14 protein-coding genes are annotated in these 24,665 nt (G+C 38.5%); 13 read left to right on the top strand and 1 reads right to left on the bottom strand.

Going from position 1 to position 24,665, the window contains the following annotated elements:
- Positions 1–124: 124 nt before the first annotated feature.
- Together H6G76_RS01285 and H6G76_RS01280 are read left to right on the top strand one after the other, a co-directional pair.
- On the top strand, positions 125–730 hold the full coding sequence (locus H6G76_RS01285) for a hypothetical protein (protein WP_190694451.1): 606 nt from the start codon (positions 125–127) through the stop codon (positions 728–730).
- Positions 731–1,031: 301 nt separating this feature from the next.
- Positions 1,032–1,370 (top strand): P-II family nitrogen regulator, encoded by a 339-nt coding sequence (locus H6G76_RS01280; RefSeq protein ID WP_015111218.1) that lies wholly within the window; start codon positions 1,032–1,034, stop codon positions 1,368–1,370.
- Positions 1,371–2,393: 1,023 nt separating this feature from the next.
- Here H6G76_RS01280 and H6G76_RS01275 read toward each other — a convergent pair.
- Entirely contained in the window at positions 2,394–3,644 is a 1,251-nt protein-coding gene (locus H6G76_RS01275; protein ID WP_190694449.1) for a WecB/TagA/CpsF family glycosyltransferase, read from the bottom strand.
- Between the two features lie 935 nt (positions 3,645–4,579).
- Between H6G76_RS01275 and H6G76_RS01270 the strand changes: the two genes are divergently transcribed.
- From H6G76_RS01270 to H6G76_RS01220, 11 genes are all read left to right on the top strand, one after another.
- A complete protein-coding gene (locus H6G76_RS01270; protein WP_190694447.1) occupies positions 4,580–6,517 on the top strand; it encodes a right-handed parallel beta-helix repeat-containing protein in 1,938 nt (645 codons plus the stop codon).
- 222 nt (positions 6,518–6,739) lie between these two features.
- On the top strand, positions 6,740–7,927 hold the full coding sequence (locus H6G76_RS01265) for a glycosyltransferase family 1 protein (protein ID WP_190694445.1): 1,188 nt from the start codon (positions 6,740–6,742) through the stop codon (positions 7,925–7,927).
- Between the two features lie 248 nt (positions 7,928–8,175).
- Positions 8,176–9,504: an IS4 family transposase gene (locus H6G76_RS01260; protein WP_190694444.1), complete on the top strand. Its 1,329-nt coding sequence runs from the start codon at positions 8,176–8,178 to the stop codon at positions 9,502–9,504.
- A gap of 689 nt (positions 9,505–10,193) precedes the next feature.
- Positions 10,194–14,954: an NPCBM/NEW2 domain-containing protein gene (locus tag H6G76_RS01255; RefSeq protein ID WP_190694442.1), complete on the top strand. Its 4,761-nt coding sequence runs from the start codon at positions 10,194–10,196 to the stop codon at positions 14,952–14,954.
- A 224-nt stretch (positions 14,955–15,178) separates the two neighbouring features.
- Positions 15,179–16,156, top strand: coding sequence for a glycosyltransferase family 8 protein (locus tag H6G76_RS01250; protein ID WP_190694439.1), 978 nt, complete (start codon positions 15,179–15,181; stop codon positions 16,154–16,156).
- A 610-nt stretch (positions 16,157–16,766) separates the two neighbouring features.
- Positions 16,767–17,744 carry a glycosyltransferase family 8 protein gene (locus tag H6G76_RS01245; protein WP_190694438.1) on the top strand — a complete coding sequence of 326 codons (978 nt, stop codon included), beginning with the start codon at positions 16,767–16,769 and terminating at the stop codon, positions 17,742–17,744.
- Positions 17,745–18,061: 317 nt separating this feature from the next.
- Positions 18,062–19,897, top strand: a complete 1,836-nt coding sequence (locus H6G76_RS01240) for an ABC transporter ATP-binding protein (protein WP_242056281.1) — start codon at positions 18,062–18,064, stop codon at positions 19,895–19,897.
- A gap of 52 nt (positions 19,898–19,949) precedes the next feature.
- Positions 19,950–21,107: a glycosyltransferase family 4 protein gene (locus H6G76_RS01235; protein WP_190694436.1), complete on the top strand. Its 1,158-nt coding sequence runs from the start codon at positions 19,950–19,952 to the stop codon at positions 21,105–21,107.
- A gap of 96 nt (positions 21,108–21,203) precedes the next feature.
- Positions 21,204–22,169 carry a glycosyltransferase family 2 protein gene (locus tag H6G76_RS01230; protein ID WP_190694434.1) on the top strand — a complete coding sequence of 322 codons (966 nt, stop codon included), beginning with the start codon at positions 21,204–21,206 and terminating at the stop codon, positions 22,167–22,169.
- Positions 22,170–22,189: 20 nt separating this feature from the next.
- Positions 22,190–23,248, top strand: coding sequence for a glycosyltransferase (locus tag H6G76_RS01225; RefSeq protein ID WP_190694432.1), 1,059 nt, complete (start codon positions 22,190–22,192; stop codon positions 23,246–23,248).
- Between the two features lie 37 nt (positions 23,249–23,285).
- On the top strand, positions 23,286–24,587 hold the full coding sequence (locus tag H6G76_RS01220) for a DegT/DnrJ/EryC1/StrS aminotransferase family protein (protein ID WP_190694430.1): 1,302 nt from the start codon (positions 23,286–23,288) through the stop codon (positions 24,585–24,587).
- Positions 24,588–24,665 lie beyond the last annotated feature (78 nt).

Below are 24,665 nucleotides of genomic sequence, written 5' to 3'. Positions count from 1 at the left end.
ACCCAAAAAAATCTTTGCTATCTCAGCATTTATCTATTATTCTTGGGCATAGTTTCAGATCTAGCCATTTCTCATAGTATCTCTGTACAATTTCATTACCTTCACTTGTGATACCAATTCACCGATGCGAACAACCACAGCAGCTGTTCATAGCCATTCTGCAAAACGGCCCGCTTCTCAAAATCATCCGTCCTCTGTGCCACTGTACGTGTATCGGGAATTGGCAACAGAGTTAGAAGCAACCCAGGCAAAATTAGATGCACTCACCGCAAAAAACCAGCAACTAGCCCAAGAAAATCATTTCTTACGCCAGGAGATTATCAAAGTTTTGCAGTCTGTTTCACAACTGCAAAAGTTAGTAGATTTTCGCGGTACAGGTGGTATAGATACTAATTATTCTCCCCGTGCTACGGGTGAAGTCAAAAATCCACCCAAGCAACCAAAAAATCCAGCGCGTCACCGTCCACAGTCATCACGTCCACGCCAACCTGAAGCACCGAAAGCCAAACGTAGTCCAGATTTTGCTGTACCTATAGTAGAAATAAGTTCTGAGCTACCAGAAACAGTCTTTATTGAAGAGCAGCCAATCAGTTATTATCCTTCTATGGCAGCAGAAAAGAAAGAATTTAATGGCTGGTGGCTAGCTATTACTATTCTGTTAATTATGCTTACAGCTTTTGGTGCTGGATATTTGATTGTTCGACCCTTGTTTGAACATCAGAGTCGTTAATTCTGCTATCAATTGTTCACAAATATACTCATACATGAAATTCATCTATCCTTGAGCGGCAACAACTATAAGCAGTATACTCACTACCAGAAAAATTCTCTTTATTAAAATCTAAGGACAATTCATTAAAGTAAATTGTCCTCATTGCGTGATGCAAAAACTGCATATACAAAAACCAAACACCTTAAAAAAGTTGCAATTATTACAATATGTTTTTGTTATCGCCTTAATAGTAAGACTCTCAGACAGTGGATCTGGTTAGATAGATAAACGAACCTATTAAAGTTTAGGAGCCGAATGTATGAAAAAAGTAGAAGCAATTATTCGTCCATTTAAACTTGACGAAGTGAAAATTGCCTTAGTCAACGCTGGTATTGTTGGTATGACAGTTTCTGAAGTGCGAGGATTTGGACGGCAGAAAGGGCAAACAGAACGCTATCGTGGTTCTGAGTACACCGTTGAGTTTCTGCAAAAACTAAAAGTAGAAATCGTAGTTGAAGATAACCAAGTTGACATGGTAGTAGACAAAATTATCTCTGCTGCCCGGACAGGTGAAATCGGCGATGGTAAAATCTTCATCTCTCCTGTTGAGCAAGTTGTGCGGATTCGTACTGGAGAAAAGAATACAGAAGCCGTTTAACAGTCTACCAGGTAGATTCTCAACGAGGCGGTAGAGCAGGCATCGTTCTGATCTTGAAAGAACAGAACCAACTGAACTAGCTTCAAGTTGCTTGGCACATCGCGTTTGCTCATCTTAAGCGCAATGTTGTCTCATTTTACCCTTGTTGATTCAAAGTAGGAAGAGACTCAAACAGCGATCGCTGTTTGAGTCTCTTCTATCACCTACGTAGGCTCTTCTACTTAGAACAATGTCTAGCAAAGTAATTGAAAAAAGCCCAGTCTCAACTGCAATAGTTATCCCCGCAAGAGTTTGCTTGTGCGGCCAATGCCATTCAAGCAGCAAATTTATTGGATAGCAAGCTCCGCTTTGACCAACTTGCCCTATTAGAAATTATTTAACGCTACCGCCACATCATCTCATACCAATTCTCTAAAATGAGGCAACACATTCAACCTCGAAAATCATGCCATATCTGACTTTCTTAATTACGAATTAGGAATTGGTATCACACGTCTTCACGAAAAACTTTCTTCTATTCCAATCAAGGCAAATTATACACTACTCGTTATAATGCTACAAAACTCGTTTTGACATCTTATAACAAATTAAAGCTAATAAAAGTTTTGATTTTGTTGATACTTTAAGGCTCAAAAATATTTCAAACCCAGATATATCAATAACCTAGCCAACCTAATTTCAAAGTTTCTTTGTATCTAAATTAGAGAATTTTTTATAGCCACTTTTTTTGTAATTCTCGTTAAGAAGATTGGGTGTAAGGGTGAGAAGGTAAGGGTTTTGCTTACTCACACCCTACACACCTGTACCCCTACACCCTGGTCTAAATCCTTTATCTTCCGTCTCACTGCGTAATACCATTTCACGAAATAAATGATACAAATAATATATCCTTTGCCCCCCTGCGGCCTATTTGTATCAAATTTAAAGTGAAACGGTATAAGTCCTAGATTTTTCCAAACCTGCTTTCAAAACCTACTGTCACATAGACAGTACCAGATGTGAGCAATCTTGCTTGCATCAATCCTAGAAATCAACTGATAATAAATATCGGCTTGATTGTTTTTCATCTGATAATTTTGAATCAAGCCATAATCCTTTTCTTCGCAAGTATTGTTCTATAATCGCTACTCTGACTTGTTCATAGGATAAGGCATCAATCTTAACTAAAATTTCTCCAAGTTTTGTTGGCTCTTGGGATTTTTGAATTATTAATGCCTTTTCTAGAGTTGATGGTTTAATTAGTTTTTTTTCAACTAGAATTTCCCCTAATTTTAGATTTTGATTTCTTAAAAAATACTTAAATTCATACAAAGAAATCAAATTGTTTTTAATTAATATCTCTCCTAATTTTAGGTGAGGGAATTGTTGTTGTTCTTTGATTGCTCTTTCTAAGTCTTCTTTACTTAAAACACCCTGTTTATATAGAATTTCGCCAATTTTGTTTGAAGAAGTATCTAATTCGTTAATGTCTGTAGATAAATTTATGTCTAATAAGCTCTGAGAAGATCCCTTCGTGAATTTTTCTTTGTTAATTAATTGTCTCATAGCTAAATAGAGAAAAGGTGGAATTGTTGCTCCATAACGATGCCAAAGACGTTGTGGTTCTTGTAGTAAACGGTATAACCATTCTAAACATAAGTATCTAACCCAATAAGGCGCTCGTGGAGTGATACCAGCGTACATAGAAAATACTGCACCTACGCCAATCATTACCCCTTTAATTCTTCCTTGATAATGAGACATCCAAATTTCTTGTTTAGGACATCCCAGACAAACAAAAATAATTCCTGCACCACTTTGATTAATTTCTTTAATTAATTCTGTATCATAGTTTTTGTCAATTTCATCAATCGGCACAAAGGGGATCGACTTCATTCCTGCAATCTTTAAAAGCGGATATTCTTGGTTTAATTTCCATTTAATTTTATCTAAAATATCTTGAGTAGAACCAAGAAAGTAAACTGTCTTTCCTGTCATTTCAGATAAACTACATAAATTGAGAAAGACATCCATGCCTGATACTTGATTTTGGTTAAAAATTCCTAATTGACGTAACATCAATACTAAAGGTTTGCCATCAGGGGTAACTAAATCGGCTTGATGTAGAACTTTTCTAAATGAAAAGTTATGATGGGCTTCCATAAGCATATGTACGTTGGCTAAACAAACAACTTTGCTAGCTCTCATGTTTACCCAACTCAAAATCAACATAATTTGTTCATCAAGAGGTAAACAAGTAATAGGAACATGAAATAATTCTTTCTTAGGTATCATTATTTTTGTTGCTTGGAAATTATATTAGTTAAGTTTTGCGGCGGATGGATCTTATCTACATAACTAACTTTTATCAAGAATGATAAAAAGTTGGGTTATCAGTCTGAGGCTTGAAAAATACATTAAAGAAGAAATACTCATTTCTTCATTGATTATTAACTTTAGTTGTTAGCAATAGTAATTTCTATGCTGTTGCCCTAGGAAAATTTTATAGTGCTTACAGAACTGTCAAAAGGGTAATTTATTGACTTTATTTGTGTAACCCTAATAACCGATATATATCAGTTCGATTTGATTTTTGATTTCTGAAATTAATTGTGTAGTTAAGTAACAGGAAAGAAGGGAACAGGAAAAATATTGGTGTAAAGGTATTGAAATCCTTCAAAAATCCAATAGGATTACTATAAACGCGAAGCCGCTAGTTACAGAAGCCAATCCACATATACACGTAGGTATCGCTTACTACGAGCAAAGTAATATGGTAGTTACATAAATCCTATTTGATTTAGAAGCCTTTAACACTTGTATTTTTACTTATTACTACACTTGTATACTACGTATTATAACCAGCTTCAGTCAATATATTTTCGGAGAATTAAACTAAAATTTATCTCATTCTTAAATATTAAATGAGTTTGATTAAGCCTAAGTAAAATTTAGGTGTGCTACATTGACATAATGGTAACACTAATGGTTTATTTTAAGGAAAATAAAAGTAAATTGTACTAATACCGTTACAATCATATCAATTGCATCTATCAAGACAAATTATTCTAGAACTTAGTTAAAAAATGCTATTTTAGCTGAAATAGCTTGTTCATACACTGAATATTCCTATTCTTTATCAAGTAGTTGGTAGGTGAGCAATCGCGATGAAAGCTAACCTAACTTCTTTAGTGAACCTGCAATTTGCAGTGTAATAAATGTTTGTTTTCATGAGTAAGTTAAGAGTTTTCTTTTTTAGCATCAGTTTTGGTATTTTTGTAAGTTTGGATATATCAAGGAATGATAGAAGCTATTTTGTTTCTCCTAACGGTTCGGACAAAAATCCAGGAACCATTGAGTACCCGTTCAAAACTATTCAAAAATGTGCCAATATTGTTCAACCAGGACAAACCTGCTGGCTGAGGGGAGGAATTTATCGGGAAACTATACGTCCATTAAGTTCGGGAATAAACTCAAACCTAATAACCTTTGCAGCATACGAAAACGAAAATGTAACTATTTCTGGAACAGAACTCGTTGAAAAGTGGAGTGTATATCGTAACTCGATTTTTCGTAGTAAAATGGCTCTACCTGTTGATGCCTACAGCGATACGATTTTTTTTGCTAATCAGGTATTTGTTGATGGCGAAATGATGCCAGAAGCTCGTTTGCCTAACCTGGATGAGAAGCGAGATTTTCTAAGTCCAACTTTTCTAAGTAATGGAGTTAAAAGTCATGGAGGAACAGCAGCTAGTGTAGAAAATAGCAAAATTCCCTCTTTGTCTGAGGGATGGGCTGGTGCAAAAGTCTGGACTAATGAATGGTACACTACCCGCACAGGTACAATAACTGGTGGTACAGCAGGTAAATTAACGGCTCAAATGGATGCGCCTTGGGATAGAGGAGGATTTTGGTTCTATCTTTTTGGCAAATTAGAACTACTCGATAGCCCAGGAGAATGGTTTTATGACCATAGCCGTCAAATTCTTTATCTCTGGTCGCCTGATAGCAAAATTCCCAGTGGTGTAGAAGTAAAACAGCGGAACTTTGCTTTTGATTTGAGCGATCGCTCTTATATCTCCTTACACAATTTAAACCTATTTGCTAACACTATTACAACCAGCGATCGCAGCACAGGTATAGTGATTGATGGTATTCAGGCTAAGTATGTGTCTCACCACATGACTCTGCCACCCCTACCCCAGTCAGAAAAAGCCTATGACTCAGATAATGCTTTATTTCTGGCTTCTCATACCCACGATACTGGGATTCAGTTGCGTGGTACTGGTCATACATTAAAAAACTCGATAATTGAATGGAGTTCTGGTAATGGCGTACTGTTAGAAGGGAAAAATCATCTAATAACCAACAATATCATTGCTAATAGCAATTACATGGTGTCCTATGCGGCTCCTGTCCGTATCAATGGCAGTGGTCATAAAATTACTCATAACACTATTGTTCGTGCTGGTCGTGACGCTATTAATATTGATTGGCATACCGCAGGTACAGATGCTCGTAACATCGAAATCGCCTACAATGACATTTCTCGTTTTGGTATGCTTAGTACTGATTTAGGTGCTATTTACGTTTGCTGCCACGTGAATTTAGCCGGCGGTGTGATTCATCATAACTGGATTCGAGATGCTCAAGCCTTCAGCCCTTTCTGGGGAACTCGCGGTATTTATTTAGACATTGAAAGTTTTAACAGCACGATTCATCATAATGTAATTTGGGGGATAACTGGAGGTACAGACAGCCTTTCTTTAACTGCGGGAGGGCCACGAGGATATCATAAAGTTTTTAATAATACATTTCTTGGGGCGGTAGGAACTGACAAATTTGTTGAAGTTCGTAACAATATTTTTGCAGTATCCGAAAGCGTAGATGCTGCCGAAAAGTCTCATAATTTATTTATGGATAAAGATCCTCGATTTTCTCAAGTTCCTACACAAGCCTCCCAGTCTATTCCCGACTTTACCTTACAGTCAGACTCTCCAGCAGTAGATGCTGGGGCGATAATTCCTGGTATTACAGATGATTTTGTAGGAAAAGCACCCGATATTGGTGCATACGAGCGAAGTGCTTCCATCTGGAAAGCTGGATCGACTTTAAACTACACCCTAAAAGAAAATAATTCAATCAATAAAGTTAAGCAGAAGAATTAGAGTTATACCTTACATCTTGTGTAATTTAGTTCTCTTTCTCTCTTCTAGCTTGAACTCCATCAATCACAGCATAGGCAAAGTCTAAATATTGTAAATCTATTTTTCCGGCAGCCGCAGATAATACCAAAATTTCTAAGTCAGCTTGTTTAATCTTTGTTACCTTCGTAGATACATTCTGTATATTTATCTATCTTTATATAGTTTTTTTAGTTCTTTCTACTTATGCATATTTTAATTGCAGCTTTACATCGACCCATTCAACCAACTGGTGTCTGCCGACACGCAGCTAATCTAGCTCGCTGTTTAGCAGAAAATAATGAAGTTACTCAAGTTAGTTTAATTATAGGAACTTGGCAGCAACATTATTTTGAAAAAGCTTTCTCTCTTGACTCTGCAAAAATTAAACTAATTAGTGTAAATATAAAGAACAGTTCTGTCATCAGAAATAGTTGGTTTCTTGGGAGTTTACCCCAACTAGCCAATAATCTCGCCCCAGATATTGTTCATCTTTCCTTTCCTGTGCCTTTTATCAGAGCTAAGTTTAATGCTCCTGTGGTTACGACTATTCATGATTTATATCCTTACGAATGCCCTGATAATTTTGGCTTTCCTCAAGTTTGGTTTAATCGTTTATTTTTAAAGCAATGCATCCATAATAGCGATGGTCTTGCTTGCGTATCTCAAGTCACATTAGACAAACTAAAGCTCTATTTTCCTTATATTAGCTCCAATAAAGAAATCGACGTAATTTATAACTATGTTGATTTTGATAATCTTGAACCTAAAATTCCCAAACAACTACCAGAAAACAGTTCATTTTTATTATCTGTGGCTCAACATCGGCAAAATAAAAATTTAGATTTATTGATTAAAGCTTATTCTTGGTTGCTAGATAATCAAAAATTACCTCTAGAAACGAAATTAGTAATTGTCGGTAGTTCTGGCCCAGAAACTCAAAATATTAAAAATTTAATTAGCAATCTATCTTTAGACAATAAAGTAACTTTGCTAGCTGCGATCAATGACCCAGAATTATGCTGGCTATATCAAAATTGTCAAGTTTTTGTAATCCCATCTTCTATAGAAGGTTTTTGTCTACCTCTAGCTGAAGCTTTGTACTGGAATAGCCTAATGGTATGCTCTAATATCCCAATTTTCAGAGAAATTGGTACTTCTAACTGTACTTATTTTAATTTAGGAGAAAATGCTGTAAATAACCTCATTCAAGCCATAATTCAATCTATAAATAAGCCTAATTTAGCAAACCATACTAATGTGGATTGCTTTAAAAAATCAAATATAGCTAAACAATATTTAAACCTATATTATCAATTATGTTTAGAGGATGGAACTCAATTTTTGAATAATAAAACAGAGGAAAAAACTTGGATAAACACATCTAAATATTAAAGCTATTGCAAAATTAGAGCTTTCTCACATAAGAATACTGTATTAATAGTCTCTTAATAGTTCACTAAGTAAATTTCTCTGCCCCTAGAACTACGGTGTACACACAAGTCCAAGTAAAGTAATAAGAGCAGGAGTTGTGGGGAGTAAAAGGCAGTGGAAAATCCAATCAGAATACACGCGCAAGCAGTGGAGGGAAAAGCATTTGGAGACCCAAGACTCTCTAAAAGGGGGCAGCATTGTACTCAGCGATGGGAAAACATCAATCAGTCAGCATTCGACAAATAAGTAAAAATAGAGCCGAACAAGTAGGATACTATCGGTTTTTGGAGAATAAGAATGTGACAGTAGGGGAATTAGTGCGAAGCCTATCAGACCAGTGTGTATTACAGGTAGAAGGAAAGCATATATTAGCCATCAGTGATACCAGCGAAATTAACTTGCAATCTCATGCAGGCAGGTTGAAAGCCACAGGTCTAGGTGTAGTAGGAAATAACACAGATGTAGGATTTTATATTCATCCAACACTAGTATTAGATGCAGAAAATGGATTTCCCTTGGGGGTCAGCACAGTCAAACTTTGGACTAGAGATATCAACCATCAAGATAAGCATGAACGAAACTACAGCCAATTGCCAATAGAGGAGAAAGAATCATACAAATGGCTGCGTTCAGCAGATGAAACTCAACGGTGCATCAGTGTTGGGGAAGCCAAAATGATTACCCATATCGGCGACCGCGAAAGCGATATGTATGAGGAATTTGTGACAGTCGCAAATCAAGACAATCATGTATTGGTCAGAGCGCGCATTGACCGTCGCTTAGTGGGAAAGACTTCATCACTTTATACATACTTAAATCAACAGCCGAGCGAGGGGACTTACATAGTAGATGTCCCAGCAGATGCACGCATTAGTAGAACTGCAACAGAGGCATTATTAATTGTTCGTCGTGCAATGGTGAAAATCCAACGTCCAGATAAATTGAATGGACAAGATTATCCTCCTAGTGTGACACTTTATGCAGTGGAAGCCGTGGAAGTCAACCCACCAGCAGGTCAAGCACCGATTCATTGGCGATTGCTCACCACCCACCAAGTCGTTTGTTTAGAACAAGCACTACAGGTGATTCGATGGTACACATGGCGATGGCGGATTGAACAACTGTTTGCCACCCTCAAAACTGCTGGTTTAAATCTCGAAGCCACTCAGCTTGAGTCGATTGCTGCTATCCAACGATTGACTGTGTTAGCTTTGTCAATCTCTGTACGAATTTTACAATTGATTCAGGGACGGGATCATCCTGATTTACCTGCCAGTGCTGCTTTTTCGCATGAGCAACAGCAATGCTTATCTACTCTTGCTCCTACTTTGGACGGCAAAACTCGACTGCAACAAAATCCCTATCCTCCTCAAACCCTTGCTTGGGCTACTTGGATTATTGCCCGACTTGGTGGTTGGTCTGGTTACAAGTCTCAAAAACCTCCAGGTATAACTACTTTGATTCGCGGTCTTGAGCAATTTGAGTCTACCTTTTTTGGCTGGAAACTCGCTCTGGGTCTACTTGTGTGTACACCGTAGGCCCCTAGAAAGAGGAGCCAATGCTTTGCGAGAGGAACCCGCGTTTTAGCAAGTGACGGGCTTTAAAAGCCTAATTTTTCGTCGGTAACTAAATATATTTCAGTCCCTTTCCACATCGAAAAGGCGTTGGGGAGAGGTCGAGTTCACGTTCGGTTAACAATTCCGTACAAATTGAATGAACTTAAAAGGAGTCAGCTTGAGAAATCGATTATCGCCAAAGAAATCGGTTCGAGCGATGTTTCAACCATTTAAAACAACCTCGTCGCATTGCTACAAGGATAAGAAAAAAGCTGATCTCTGCCTTGCAATGCTGACACTTGCTTCTATTATTCTTTAGCTGTAGTTTTACAACACGCCCTAATACCCTTCTTCTTTTGTGTAATTTCCGATCTTTAAAGTTACTTTATAAATAAACTGTTAGAAATTACACGTACCTAACATTTGCTTATACGGTTGAGTATATTATTTAAAATATACATCTAAAATGTTCATAGGTATCATCTTAATGTCTGCATTCAACAAAGTTTACTTATTCAAAAGTATTAAGCTCAAAAGTAAAATTCAATATTGATTATAGGTTAATTTTTATAGCTCTCTATTAAGAATAGAGCATACCTTTGCCAAGAATTTTGTGGTTAGTAAAAATTACATTATTAAACCGTTAGCTAGTATATAGAATATTTCTACCTATGTCTTTGCTAGATTCCCAAACTGAAAACAACTCATCATCAGAAAATAACAGTAATCCCTATGGAGGATTATTACTCTCAAATTCGCCTTTCTTCCCAAACTCTACAAATTTGCTAGTTGGAAATAGTTCAACAAATCAGCAAATGATTGCGTTTGTTGATGCCAATGTTTCTGATGCCATGACTGTCATGGCAAACCTCCGTGCAGATGTCAAAGTTCTTTTGGATCCAACTCAAGATGGGATTACCCAAATTACTGAAACTTTAAAGAACTACAAAGATATAGCAAGCATTGCCATTATCTCTCACGGAAATGTTGCTGCTGTGCATCTGGGCAATAGCATTTTGAATACAGATTCGCTAATGCAATACAGCCACGAACTACAAAAGTGGTCTGCATCGTTGGCTCCAGACGCAGATATTCTTTTCTACGGTTGTAATGTTGCTGCAAGAGAGTTCGGGCAAATATTTGTAGATAATTTGAGTTCCTTAACGGGGGCTGACATCGCTGCATCAACAGATCTCACAGGTGCAGACTCGTTAGGTGGTGACTGGACGTTGGAATATGCTACTGGCAGTATTGAAACTGTTAACCCATTAACGGACTCCTTTAAGAGTTCATACCAAGGGCTATTTGCTCCTGTATACCTAAGCGACCTGACCCCAACATCCGCCACAAACGGCTGGGGAGCCATCGAACGGGATAGAAGCAATGGAGAAGCAGGTGCTGGAGACGGCAACAATCTCACACTCAATAATCTCACCTATGCCAAAGGCTTGGGTGTTCATGCTGCCTCAGATGTTACTTATGCTCTCAACGGAGCCTACACCACTTTTACCGCAGACATTGGTGTAGATGATGAGGTAGGTGCGAACGGGTCTGTCATTTTCCAGGTTTGGGCAGATGGTGTACAACTGTTCAACAGTGGCTTAATGACTGGTAGCAGTACCACTCAGTCAATCAATGTTGATGTGACTGGTCGACAAACCCTGCGTTTAGTTGTCACTGATGGCGGTAATGGTGCAGACTTTGACCATGCCAACTGGGCTGATGCACAACTGACCTCATTACCAGCAGGCCCTGATATCAGTGCCCCGACAGCAACCCTGGTTGCTCCAGCCTTAGCGACCAGTATCGCTTCGCCTTACACCTTCAATGTCACCTACAGTGATATGACAGCAGTAGATGTCAGCACGATTAATGGCAGCGCACTGAGTAGCGACATTCTGGTAACTGGCCCCAATGGGTTTGAACAACTTGCACAGTTGGTGAGTGTGTCATCCAACACGAACGGAACTCCTCGGACTGCGACTTATCAAATCACTGCTCCTGATGGTATTTGGAACTGGAATGACCGAGGAACTTATGAAGTAACTTTCTTGGCGGGACAGGTGAAAGATACCCTGGGTAACATCACAACCACAAATACATCACTAGGCAACTTCACTGTTACTGTGTCATCCACTATTGTTTTGGGGGTCAACAGTTCCCAAGTAACGGAAGGGGGATCTGTAACGATTCCTATCAGGCGAGTAGGGGATACGACGGGTACAGCGACGATTAACTACTTTACTGGAGGAAATTCAACTGCCGTCCCAAATATCAACTATGTACCATTCCCAGTCAGCACCTTGACCTTTGCCCCTGGTGAAAGTGAGAAGACTGTAACAATTCAGACTCTCAACGATGGGACACCCAATACAAATGTGTCAGTGAGTCTGCTGATTGAAACCCCCACTGGTGCTGACCTAGGACCCTCGCGCACGTCTTTTGTTTCTATCCGGGATGAAGCGACTCCAGCCACTACCTTCACTTATTTAAGCGATTTGACACCAATATCGGTTATCAATGGCTTTGGTCCAATAGAGCTGGATACAAGTAATGGGGGAGCGGGTGCAGGGGATGGCAGAACCATAACGCTCAATGGGTTTACCTACAACAAGGGCTTGGGTGTCCATGCAACTTCAGAGATTACTTACGCTCTAAATGGAGCTTACAACAGCTTCTTCGCTTATATTGGCGTGGATGATGAGGTAGGTGCGAACGGGTCTGTTATCTTCCAGGTTTGGGCAGATGGTGTACAACTATTTGACAGTGGTGTAATGACAGGTGGCAGCACCACCAAGTTGGTTAATGTTGATGTAACAGGCCGACAAACTCTGCGTCTGGTGGTTACGGATGGTGGCAATAGCGACGCATTTGACCATGCTGACTGGGCGAATGCCCAACTCGTAGTCGGACAATTTACTCCTCCGCCTCCCGCTGATACACTCCCAATTGGAAGCGTAAACTTTATCAGAGAGCAAGTAATTGGTGCTTTGAACCAGCCAACTACCTTGAAATGGTCTCCAGATGGAAAATTAATGTTTATTGCTCAGAAGGGAGGAGTGGTTAGGGTCTTCGTAGAGCCTGAATCGCCAGGTGTTCAGTTCTCTGCTGTGCAGCAATATGCTACAGGCACTAATGCTCATGGTGTTGTCGCATCTGACCTCAATGGAGATGGCAGACTAGATCTTGCTGTCGCAAATTCTGGTAGTGGCACTGTGAGTGTACTATTTGGGCAAGGAGACGGAACTTTTGCAGCTGCGGTTAATTACTCCGTAGGGAGCGAACCTAAGTCCGTATTTGCAGCTGACCTAAATGGTGATGGTCGTCCCGATTTGCTAACAGCCAACCAAGGAAGCAGTGACATTGGTGTACTAATTAATAATGGGAATGGCACTTTTGCACCCAGAGTGAACTATGCGGCTCCACGTAGTGCTCACGAAATTATGGCAGCAGATGTTGATGGGGATGGAGATCTCGATGTCGCGGTTACTGGTTGGGGCGACACCATTGTCCGTATCTTACGGAATAACGGATCTGGGATTTTTGCGAGTCCCACTGATTACAATGTCGGGGTTGCTCCACATACTCTCCAGTTAGCTGACTTTAATGGTGATAATCGCCCCGACTTAGCTGTCGGCAATGTTGGAAGTAATTCTGTTAGTGTTCTGCTCAACACAGGTACAGGAACGTTTAATGCGGCCGTAGGCTATACTGTTGGATTTGGACCTCATTCCATCCGGTCTGCTGACCTTAATAGAGATGGAAACCTTGATCTTGTAACTGCTAACCAGTTTGCTGATTCTGTCAGCGTACTGCTTGGTAATGGTAATGGCACCTTTAGGACAGCTGTCAGCTACGCTACTGGCAGCGTACCTAAAGGAATTGCTATTGCTGACATCAACAACGATAGTGTATTAGATTTGTTAACCGCAAACACTGCGGGAAACTATCCCAGTAGTGATAATCCTGGTGGCAATACAATCAGTGTGCTGCTTGGTAATGGTGACGGTACTTTCTCAACCTCAACTACTTATATAACCGGCAGAACTCCCTTCAACTTAACTGTGGCTGATTTTGATAATGATGGTCGTCTTGATGTAGCCACTGCTAATTGGCATACTAATGACGTGGGCGTATTGCTTAACAAAACCAATAATGTTCCTTTACCTGCTGGTCTCTCACCAGGCCTTCAAGCGGCTCCTTTTATAGATATCTCGTCTCAAGTAAATAATGTATCTGATCGCGGTCTACTAGGAATTGAGGTTGATCCCCTATTTGGTCAAAACCAAGGTCGAGACTTTGTTTATCTGCTGTTTACCTATGATCCTCCCCAGACTCAGGGAAGTAGTGGAAATGCTGCTACTGACCAGATTGGTAACCGTCCGGCTCGTCTGATTCGTGTGACAGCTGATCCAGCAACTAACTATACTACTGCAATCCCAGGTAGCGAAGTGATCTTGCTTGGAAAAAATAGCCTTTGGCAATACACCAGTCGTCCTGATATTGACAGTACAGATAACTTCGATATTCCACCTTCAGGCATTGTCAACGGTTCAACAATCGTAGCACCTCTAGCATTGATTGAAGATCCAGATATTAGTAATGTCGGCAGAGACTACACAGCACAAGATACTAACTTTGATAACAACAACAATATTCGGGATTATCTTGCAGGGGATAGCCAAAGTCATAGCATTGGGCAAATTCAATTTGGCTCAGATGGTTACTTGTATGTCACCATTGGCGACGGAACTTCTTACAATGGCGTTGACTGGCGCTCTATCCGTGTCCAAGATATCGATAACTTATCTGGAAAAATGCTGCGGATTGACCCTATTACAGGTCAAGGATTGGCAGACAATCCTTTCTACAATGGTGATCCGAATAGTAATCGTTCTAAGGTGTTTGCATTTGGGTTCCGCAATGCGTTCCGCTTTACATTCGATCCCAACATAGGTACTCCTTACGTTGGTGACGTAGGTTGGAATACTTGGGAGGAGGTAAATGCAATTGTCAGAGGAGGCAATTATGGTTGGCCATTTTTTGAAGGGCCTATACAGAACGGAGGCTATGCTTCTTTGCCTCAAGCTCAAGCATTTTACAGCAGTGGACAAACAGTAGTCTCGCCCCTTCTCGTTCGTAATCACGATGCTAGCCAAAATCCTGATGGTAAACCTGCTACAGCCTTAATCATGGGCGATTTTTACACAGGCAATACCTTCCCCTCTATATATAACAGAGCAGTTTTCTATAATGACGTTGGGATAGGTATGATATATGCAAGCTTTCTCAACCCTAATGGAACAGTAGCTTCCACTGAGCTATTTGATAATAACCTACCATACATCGTTGATATGGAGACAGGACCTGATGGCAACCTTTACTATGTCAGCCTGTATGGTAATGAAATTGGACGGTGGAAACCAGCTTGAACGGTTTGAAACACCATAAATAGCATAAACGTTTGTTGGGCATTTTAGTGAATCAGCATATGCAAATCAGCCATTTGTTTAACTTTTATTTATATGTTTTGGTTGACTAAAATGCCCTATTTATGTATTTATTTAAATTAACTTAAATAATTAAACTAAATTATAGTATGAATTAAAAATTTAACTACTTCTATCTTCTTACTATAACAATTTAGAGGCAAAAAATGTTTATTGATGATACCGCTCCTATCGCTGTGGTTTGTGCATCCGATAATAATTATGCAATGGGTCTTTCTGTAACAATACGTTCTGTTTTAGAAAACCTCCAAGGAAACCGAAAAATTAATCTCTTTGTTATTGATGGAGGGATAAAAAATAATAACAAAAAGAGAATTTTAAAATCACTTTCTACCTTAAAGTGTGACATTAAATTTATAAAAATACCTGATGTCTTACTTCAAAAGGTTATAGAATCACACAAACCTTCTCGCTCAGGAAGGTCAGAAAGCAAGGCCAAGCATGTTTCTATAGCCTCATTTTACAGATTTCTCATTCCCGAACTTGTGCCTAATAGCCTTGACAGGATAATTTATTTAGACTGTGATTTGATAGTTAAAGGAAATTTAGAAGAAATATGGCTAACCGATTTGGGCGATAATTATGTTTTAGCAGTACAGGATAGTTGGATACCTTATGTCTCAAGTTCTACAAGTTTTTTGAATTATAAAGAATTAGGCATTCCTGCTAACACCAAGTATTTCAATGCAGGAGTGTTGGTAATTAATTTAAATAAATGGCGAGCCGATAACATTACTACAAAATCTATACGATATTTTATGGAAAACTTTGAATATATAGGTTGGTATGACCAAGGTGTATTAAATGGGTTATTTGCGGGGCAATGGGGAGAATTAGATCCAAGGTGGAATGCAACAACCCATATTTTTGGGTTCCAATCTTGGAACCAAAGCCCTTTTACAGAAGAGGTTTACGCAAGGATAATTCATGATCCTTACATCATTCACTTTGTTTCAGAAAAAAAACCTTGGAATTCTCGTCACGCTCTATGCAAAGAGGATTTTTTTCAATATGTTGATATGACTGATTGGGCTGGATGGAGGCTTACTTTTTGGAAACGCATCTGGCTAAAATTTTACAGTAAATTCAAGGCTTTATATTTAAAGTTACAAAGTTACGCTTAATATGAGTCAGAAAAAAGCTGGGAGAAGTAAGAAGATGAAAGTTAGCAGCTTTTCAATTCAGACTTTTCCCATAGCTAGCATAGACTTTGGAACGTTATTAACAAAGGGAACACTTGAGGAACAGTATCACGATACTCGCTCTAAAGCCTAAGTAATGGGACTTTGTAAAAAAGTGGTGCTGAATCAGGCTAAAATGGTGTTAGAAGCCTTTTTCTATGCAGCTTCATATTAAATTGGTATAACATAACAAAGTTTCCTTGCCAGACTACTAGGATGTGGCTGTGCTAAATCGTGTGGTTGTTGTTGGATTTTGGCATTGCTGCAAGGTGGAATTGTCGCTTTCGCTCCTCGTTCGGAAATAGTTTCATAACAACCAAATGTATTATAAATTTTACGACAAAGCTATGGTTTAGTACGTAGATATGATTACTAAACAGTACCCTCTTTTGCTTTTTACGTAACTGTCTTACTTTAGAGTTACTTTATAAAAAACCTCTCAGAAATTACACATACCTAACATTTCCTTATACCGATGAGGATATTGTTTAGACTATACTTTTAACATACTCAAAGTAATAATCTTACTTTCTTCGAGCATCTTTTTTATTTAATGCTTACTAAAAATTGCGAACCAGTTTTTATTGTCTGTGCCGCAGATGACAACTATGCTATGCCACTTGCAGTTACAGTTCGCTCGGCATCAGAGAATCTTTCAAATGACCACAGACTTGTTGTATTTGTCATTGATGGTGGTATCAAGAAACATAATAAAGAAAAAATACTTAGGTCGCTTCCTTCTGACAGGTGTGAAGTTAATTTCATTCTTGCTCCTGAATATTTGCTTGCAAATCTAAAGGAAGCCCACCAATACTGTGCAAAACATGGGATAACCCTCAACACTCATGTTTCTATTGCTTCTTATTACAGGTTATTAATTCCAGAGCTTCTACCTAAGCATATTGATAAAGTGATATATTTAGATTGCGATTTAGTAGTCGAGAAGAATCTAGGAGAACTGTGGCAAGTAGATTTAGGGGAAAATTACTTGTTAGCAGTGCAAGATATGTGGATAGGCTATGTATCAGATCCTAGGGGTTTGCTAAATTATAAAGAACTAGGTATACCACCAAATACTAAATACTTTAATGCAGGTATTCTATTTCTAAACCTTAAAAAATGGAGAGATAATTCAGTAACTGAAAAAGCATTAGAGTACACCAAGCAAAATAAAGATTACATCCGCTTTCATGATCAAGATGTTCTGAATGGAATGATGGTAGGTAAATGGGGAGAACTTGACCCAAGATGGAATATGACACCTGGAATTTACGACTATCCATCTTGGCGAGAGAGTCCATTTTCGGAAGAAGAGTATAATCAAATTATACATGATCCTTATATTCTTCACTTTGCAACATTAAAGCCTTGGAAATCTCGTTGGACACGAAATGAATTTAAGGCAAACTTCTTCAAATATTTGAATTTAACTGCTTGGGCAGGCTGGAAGCTTACTCTTTGGAGGAGGCTTGGGCTGAAAATTAGCCGTGAACTTCAAGCAATTTTCAAGGTTTTAAAGGTAAAGTTCTGAAGATTAAGCTTCTCCTAAAATCAACCTTCTGAAGCTTAGGTAGCATATAATAATTTTAAGCTGAGTATAACATTTTGCCCATAAGTTTTACTTGTAAATAGACTTAAAATATTAGGTAGGGTGTACTTACTTCCTAAAGAGGAATATAATTAAAATTGCTTTGTACATCAAAATTGATAAGACGCAAAATTTTTAGTTTTAACTTCACATAGTATTAATTAATAGTAGCTTCTTAAATATTATATTTATGTTGACGATGATGTCAAAATTATTCGGTTAATAAAGACGTTTTTTTATTTAACAAAGGAAAAGCCTGCATGGATAATTTAATGACCAATCTGACTAAATTTATATCTAAATTTTTATACCTAACAAAGGGAAGTTATAGAAGGCTAGTTGCGATGATTTGCCTGTTTTTATTTATCTCCGCTTTGGAAGTCTTTGGGACTGGTATGGTTGGACCCTTTATAGTCACAGCCACCAATCCAGATTCAGTCTTGAATAATTACTGGCTAAATCTCGTTTATGAGCATCTTGGTTTCTCTGATAAGTACAAGTTCCTTGTTTTTATTGGCTTTGTAGTAACTCTAATCTTTTATATAAAGACGTTTTGTGCATTTTCTGCACAAAAAGAAGTCTTTAACTTTGGTTATAGATTAAAAGGCAAGCTATCCTACAACCTTTTAAAGGCTTACCTGGAAGCACCATATAGTTTTCACCTTAGAGCTAATTCTTCCACACTTATCCAAAATATTACTACAACTACAGATAATTTTTGTATTGGTGTAGTAATGGCTATTTTGACATCTGTATCTAATACTATTGTTATTCTTGCGTTGCTCCTGTTGCTGGTGAAAACTAGTACGATAGCCCTGATATTTATTGGAGTCCTTTTTCTCATTATAGCCGGATTGCTTAGGCTGATAAAGGATCGATTGGCTCGCTGGGGTATCCAGGGCTGGGATGCGTCTGCGGAAATGATTCGCATCCTCAATCATGGATTGGGTGGATTTAAAGAAACTCGTGTCATAGGATGCGAGGGCTACTTTATAAATCAGATGGATGCACAGGTAAGAAAGTACGCTACAAATAAGGTTTTAGCCGACAGTTATGGGAATCTCCCGCGTTTTGTCATTGAAGCATTTATGATTAGTTTCTTAATTGGGTTTACACTTTTATTTATTGAATTTAACCGCGGCGAAGAAAAAAACTTAACTGTAGTTTTAGGAATTTTCTCTCTTGCCTCAATTCGGCTTCTCCCCGCTGTAAGTAATTTGCTTGGTAACGTTAGCACAGTTAGGGCAAATGCTTTTGCAATCGATAAATTGTTCTTTGATTTCAAAGAGATAGAAGATTTTAAGAAAATAGAATCTAGAGAATTTTACTCTTCAGAGCATGATTCTGAAAAATCATCAAGCCTGTTGAAGTCTAGAGTGGATGCAGAAATCATCAGCTTTAAAAAAGAGATCTATGTGGATAATGTGACTTTTCAATATCCTCAAATGTCACGGAAAGCCCTAGATAAAATTTCCTTCTCAATTCAAAAAGGCCAATCTATTGGATTAATTGGCAAATCTGGTGCTGGAAAGACAACTTTAGTAGATATTCTTTTGGGACTTTTCATTCCCCAAACTGGAGATATAAAAGTTGATGGGATCTCCATTTACTCGAACATACGTGCGTGGCAGAATATGATAGGCTACGTACCTCAGTCCATTTTCTTAACAGATGACACCTTAGAAAAAAATATTGCGTTTGGTGTTCCTGAAGACTTAATTGACCAAGATAGGCTGAAACATTCAATTGAAGTTGCTCAGTTAAGTGAGGTAGTGAGCCAGCTTTCAGATGGGGTTAAAACAGTTTTGGGCGAGCGTGGGGTTCTTCTATCAGGTGGACAAAGGCAGCGTGTAGGAATTGCTCGTGCCATATATCATGAACGAGAAATTTTGGTTTTTGATGAAGCAACTGCTGCACTTGATAATGAAACAGAGCAGCTTATAACTGAAGCAACAAAAGCTTTAGCTAGAAGTAAAACAATCATTATTATTGCTCATCGTCTTTCTACAATCGAGCATTGTGATCAGATCTATCAGCTTGAGCAGGGGCAAATTCTTAAATCAGGTAGTTACCGAGAAGTTATATTAGGTCAATGATTAAATATAGTTGTCAGCACCGTTAACTACTATGAATTAAGGCAAGTTTATTATGAAGTTAGGATACGTTACTACCTACGATTCACGTAGATTAAAAGGAACAAATGAATGGTCGGGAACTGGATATTATATTGCCCGCTCTTTAAAAGAACAGTCTATAGATGTCGAATATTTGGGTTCTCTCAAAGAACCTTTTTCGCTCCAACTACTTCGTAAAATTAAAGGAAGTTTCTCTAAATATATTTTTAACAAAAACTACCAGAAAGATGCTGAACCATTAACGCTAAAAAATTATGCAAAACAAATCGCAAGTAAATTAAATGGTAAGCAGCTAGATGTTATTTTCAGCGCTACAGCTAATCCAATTGCGTATCTCGAATGTAAGGAACCAATTGTGTTTTGGGCAGATGGAACATTTGCCAATATCCATAACTTTTATCCCCTCTATAGTAACCTCGATGAAACGGTAATTAAAGACTGGCATCGGATGGAGGAATTAGCTTTAAAGAGATGTCAACTTGCCATCTATTCATCTGATTGGGCAGCAGAGTCCGCAATTAAGGATTATGGTGCTGAACCCAACAAGGTCAAAGTTGTGCCTTTTGGTGCCAATATTGAAGGTGTACTCACATTCGAGACTGTTAAGGATGCTATAGAATCCAGACCTATAGATAAATGCAAATTGATATTTATCGCCGTGGATTGGTTCAGAAAAGGGGGAGACGTTGCTTATCAAGTTACTAAAAAGTTAAATCAGGCTGGATTAAAGACTGAATTAACAGTTATAGGTTGCTCACCTATCGTTGATGAACCTCTCCCTAGTTTTGTAAATGCTTTGGGCTTCATTAGTAAGTCTACTCCTAAGGGGAAAGCTCAAATTCAAAATCTCATTTTGGAATCTCATTTTCTGATTTTACCAACACTAGCTGACTGTACACCAATCGTTCTTTGTGAAGCGAACTCTCTTGGTGTTCCCTGTTTATCAACTATGGTTGGTGGAATTCCAACTATGATCCACAACGATATAAATGGCCGTTTATTCGATAAATATGCTGATATTTCTACATACTGTGATTATATTTTGACGACTTTTACAAACTATTCAACCTATAAAGATATTGCATTATCTGCTTACCATGAATATGAATCTCGCCTTAACTGGAGGGTCGCAGGTAAGAAGGTGAAAGAGCTACTAAGTACAGTAATTTAATAAACTCTATCATCAATTGTCAAAGCTTGTCTTTAGCAGCATTTTTAATTTAATGCAACTTGACCCTTAAATCTTCAATTCATCTTCGAGAAGAATATGTCTCTTTGTGAAGTAAGAATTCCAACTTATAAACGCCCTGATCTACTCAGACGCGCTCTTACCAGTTTAATAGAACAAACTTACCCAAACTGGAAGGCAATCGTTTTAGATGATTCTCCTGAACAAGAAGCTCAACAAGTCGTAAGAGAATTAAATGATAACCGAATTCTTTATAGACCGAATGAGCAGAATCTAGGACGCTCAAAAAATATCGATTATGCGTTTTACTCGACAAGCTACTTGAATGGAATGTATGCTTTTGTTTTGGAAGATGATAATTATCTTCTCCCTAACTATATTGATGCAAATATTCGATTTATTGAAAATAATAACGTTGGAATTATTTTAAGAAATCAAGAAGTGAGGCTGGAGAAGCATGGAGTTTCAATTCCTACAGGAGCCACAACTAGGGGAGGATGGTTTGAAGAGGGAATATATACTCCCTTGCAAATCTATGCTCGGTTGTTCTTCTGCGAAGGTATTTCTAACGGTGGTCTATTTTGGCGTACTGATAGAATTAAATCCAACTTACAAGTAGGCTTTAGAGTTGAGCATTCATGGCATCAAGAGGTTTTTAGAACACTACAAATAAAGGAAAACGTGTATTTTTTACAAGAGCCACTTTGTGTATTTACAGAATTTTATCAAGAACAGAATTCTAATGATTTTTTGAAGAAGTTTGCGGCATTCAAGGGATCTCCAGAGCATAATAGAGGAACTCAAGCAATTCTTAATTATTTGGTTAATACATACAACGATGAAATTGTTCAAGAAGCTCAGAGAGTTGCCATAAGAAATAATGCTGAACATACTTTGGAACGTCAACTAATCAGCGCTCTTTATTTTAAATATCTATTCAAAAAACTCAGCTATCTGGAAGTTATGAAATATAGTTTCAAGTACACTCTCAGATATTTTTTATACAGAGATCCGTTTCAAGAAATACTTGCAACGATGACTTAAGTAGGAGGAATGGAGAATTTGTGGAACCTAGTCCATTTGTAAGTATTATTATTAATAATTACAACTACGCTCGCTTTCTTACGCAAGCAATCGATAGTGCTGTCAACCAGACTTATCCTTGTATAGAAGTCATTGTTGTCGATGATGGCTCAACCGATAACTCTCGTGAAATCATCGCTAGTTATGGCGATCGCATCATTCCTATTTTGCAACCTAATGGCAAACAAGCAGCCGCCTTCAACAGTGGATTTGCCAAAAGCAAAGGTAATATTATCATCTTTCTAGACTCAGATGACTATTTAATGCCAAACGCGGTTGAGCTAATTGTTCAAATTTGGCAGCCTAAACTCGCTAAAGTTCATTACCGTTTAAAAGTTGTGGATGCAGAACAACAAGATTTGGGCTACTCCATGCCTCAAGGTTCTGGTTCTCTGTCAACTGGCGAAGTATGGCGAGAGCTAATATCATGGGGTGGTTACATTAGTACTCCCACTAGTGGTAATGCTTTAAATCGTAAGGCTCTTAAAGAAGTATTTCCCATCCCTAATGAATACAAGTCTACTGCCGACGACTACCTATCTTTCCTGATTCCTTTCTATGGCGAAGTTGCGGCAATCGAAGAGCCTCTGGGTGCTTATCGCATTCATGGCAACAATCAGTGGGCATTAGGTACAGTCAACCCAGCGAGATTTCAGCGGTTTGTACGCCATGACTTGCAAAATTATGCCTTGCTGGTAAAAAAGGCAACTGAAGCAGGTTATGAAATTCCGCCTGATTTAGAACAGCGATCAATTGGAAGATTGTGGTCTCGGATCAACTCATTGCGGCTTGATCCAGTGCATCATCCTGTTCCTGGCGATCGCGCTTCTACTCTAGCCTATCAGGGGATTCGCTGTTTGTGGAAGTACTCTGGCTTTAACTGGCAAAAGCGGCTGATATATAGCTTATGGTTTCTTTGGGTTGGTTTTATGCCGTTGACTTTAGCAAAACCCGCGATTACCTGGCTTTATGCCCCTCACTATCGTCCTAGAGTGATTAGTTGGACAGTTCAATGCTTACGAGCATTAGCAGGTTCATAACAATAATAAACATCTATAAAGATTAAAAAATAGAAATATGCCGACTTTAAGCCCGAACCCCAAAAACCGACTTTATACAAATTTTAATAGTTACCTAGAGTTTCTAGGGTATGTTCTGGGAGGGCGTTCTCAAAGAGATACTAAGAATATTGAAATCTTTGAGAAAGCACTTTGTGAGCGATTTGACACTCAATATGCAGTTTGCGTTTATCAGTGCCGAGTAGGTATTTATCTTGCGGTTAAAGCATTGATAAAGCCAGGACAAGAAGTAATTTTATCTCCCTACACCATCGCTGATGTAATTAACATGGTAATTTTTGCGGGAGGTAGTCCTGTATTTGCAGATGTTGATCGAGAAACCTGCAACATTTCTGCTGATGAAGTGGAAAGGTTAATTACTCCCAATACAGGAGCGGTTTTGATCACCCATTTACACGGCGTTGCAGCAGAAGCTCATCGCATTAAGAATATTTGCGATCGCTTCAATATTCCGATGATTGAAGACTGTGCCCAATCCTTTGGTGTTTATGAGCAAGGAAAACCTGTAGGTACAATTGGTGATGTGGGCATATTCAGTTTTGAAATGCACAAAAATATACCTACATGGCTCGGTGGGGCTGTAATCACTGATCGTAAGGATGTAGTTGAGAAGATTAGGGCTGAGTTAAAGAGTTTTTCTAATCCTCCCCTTCCGGGTATTACTCGTAAAGTGAAAAAGGGCTTGATGCATGACCTTGCTTTTACCCCTGTTATCTTTCAGCTAATCACTTATCCAATTGTTCGATACAGCTACTTAAACAACATTGAGTCAGTTAATAAGATGACTCGCAGACAACCTCAGGAGAGTGAACCAGCAGCAGAGCTTCCTGATATATACAAGTCATACTACACTCCTTTTCAGGCTCGTCTCGGTCTATCCCAACTCAAAAAGGTTGATCAACATATCAAGATTAGAATTGAAAATGGTCTGCTTTACTACGAAGGATTGAAAGATATTGTTGAGCTAATACTACCTCCTGTCCGAACCGATGGCTCTATTACCTATCTTTGGTTTCCAGTCCAATATTCCAATCGGGATGATCTGTTGGCGTTTATGTTTAGACAAGGGCGAGATGTAGCTGCGGGTCACTTCACTAGTAATGCTGATGCACCCCAATTTGAAGAATTTCATCGAGATTGTCCCAATGCAAAGAAGGTAGAGGAAGAATTATTTTATTTGCCGACTTACCCTTGGTATTCTCGCAGTGAAATTGAAAAGACTATTCAGGTAATTAGGCAATACTTTGCTTATCGCTCTCAGCAAAAGCCTAAAAAGCAGGAAGCCATGATAAGTAGGTAAGGGTATTCTCTTGATTTAAGTTTCAGAATCAAGATGTTTAGCAATTGCATTAAGCACAAATAAAGTGCCTAATAAAAC

The organism is Nostoc sp. FACHB-152 (assembly GCF_014697475.1).
GTDB lineage: Bacteria > Cyanobacteriota > Cyanobacteriia > Cyanobacteriales > Nostocaceae > Nostoc_B.
The sequence above is the reverse complement of the archived record's forward strand: the minus strand, read 5'-3'. Positions and strand labels throughout refer to the sequence as shown.

What these genes read in the sequence shown, in the direction of transcription:
- H6G76_RS01285 (WP_190694451.1), top strand. Translation starts at nt 125, where the DNA reads ATGCGAACAACCACAGCAGCTGTTCATAGCCATTCTGCAAAACGGCCC.
- H6G76_RS01280 (WP_015111218.1), top strand. Translation starts at nt 1,032, where the DNA reads ATGAAAAAAGTAGAAGCAATTATTCGTCCATTTAAACTTGACGAAGTG.
- H6G76_RS01275 (WP_190694449.1), bottom strand. Translation starts at nt 3,644, where the DNA reads ATGATACCTAAGAAAGAATTATTTCATGTTCCTATTACTTGTTTACCT.
- H6G76_RS01270 (WP_190694447.1), top strand. Translation starts at nt 4,580, where the DNA reads ATGAGTAAGTTAAGAGTTTTCTTTTTTAGCATCAGTTTTGGTATTTTT.
- H6G76_RS01265 (WP_190694445.1), top strand. Translation starts at nt 6,740, where the DNA reads ATGCATATTTTAATTGCAGCTTTACATCGACCCATTCAACCAACTGGT.
- H6G76_RS01260 (WP_190694444.1), top strand. Translation starts at nt 8,176, where the DNA reads ATGGGAAAACATCAATCAGTCAGCATTCGACAAATAAGTAAAAATAGA.
- H6G76_RS01255 (WP_190694442.1), top strand. Translation starts at nt 10,194, where the DNA reads ATGTCTTTGCTAGATTCCCAAACTGAAAACAACTCATCATCAGAAAAT.
- H6G76_RS01250 (WP_190694439.1), top strand. Translation starts at nt 15,179, where the DNA reads ATGTTTATTGATGATACCGCTCCTATCGCTGTGGTTTGTGCATCCGAT.
- H6G76_RS01245 (WP_190694438.1), top strand. Translation starts at nt 16,767, where the DNA reads ATGCTTACTAAAAATTGCGAACCAGTTTTTATTGTCTGTGCCGCAGAT.
- H6G76_RS01240 (WP_242056281.1), top strand. Translation starts at nt 18,062, where the DNA reads ATGGATAATTTAATGACCAATCTGACTAAATTTATATCTAAATTTTTA.
- H6G76_RS01235 (WP_190694436.1), top strand. Translation starts at nt 19,950, where the DNA reads ATGAAGTTAGGATACGTTACTACCTACGATTCACGTAGATTAAAAGGA.
- H6G76_RS01230 (WP_190694434.1), top strand. Translation starts at nt 21,204, where the DNA reads ATGTCTCTTTGTGAAGTAAGAATTCCAACTTATAAACGCCCTGATCTA.
- H6G76_RS01220 (WP_190694430.1), top strand. Translation starts at nt 23,286, where the DNA reads ATGCCGACTTTAAGCCCGAACCCCAAAAACCGACTTTATACAAATTTT.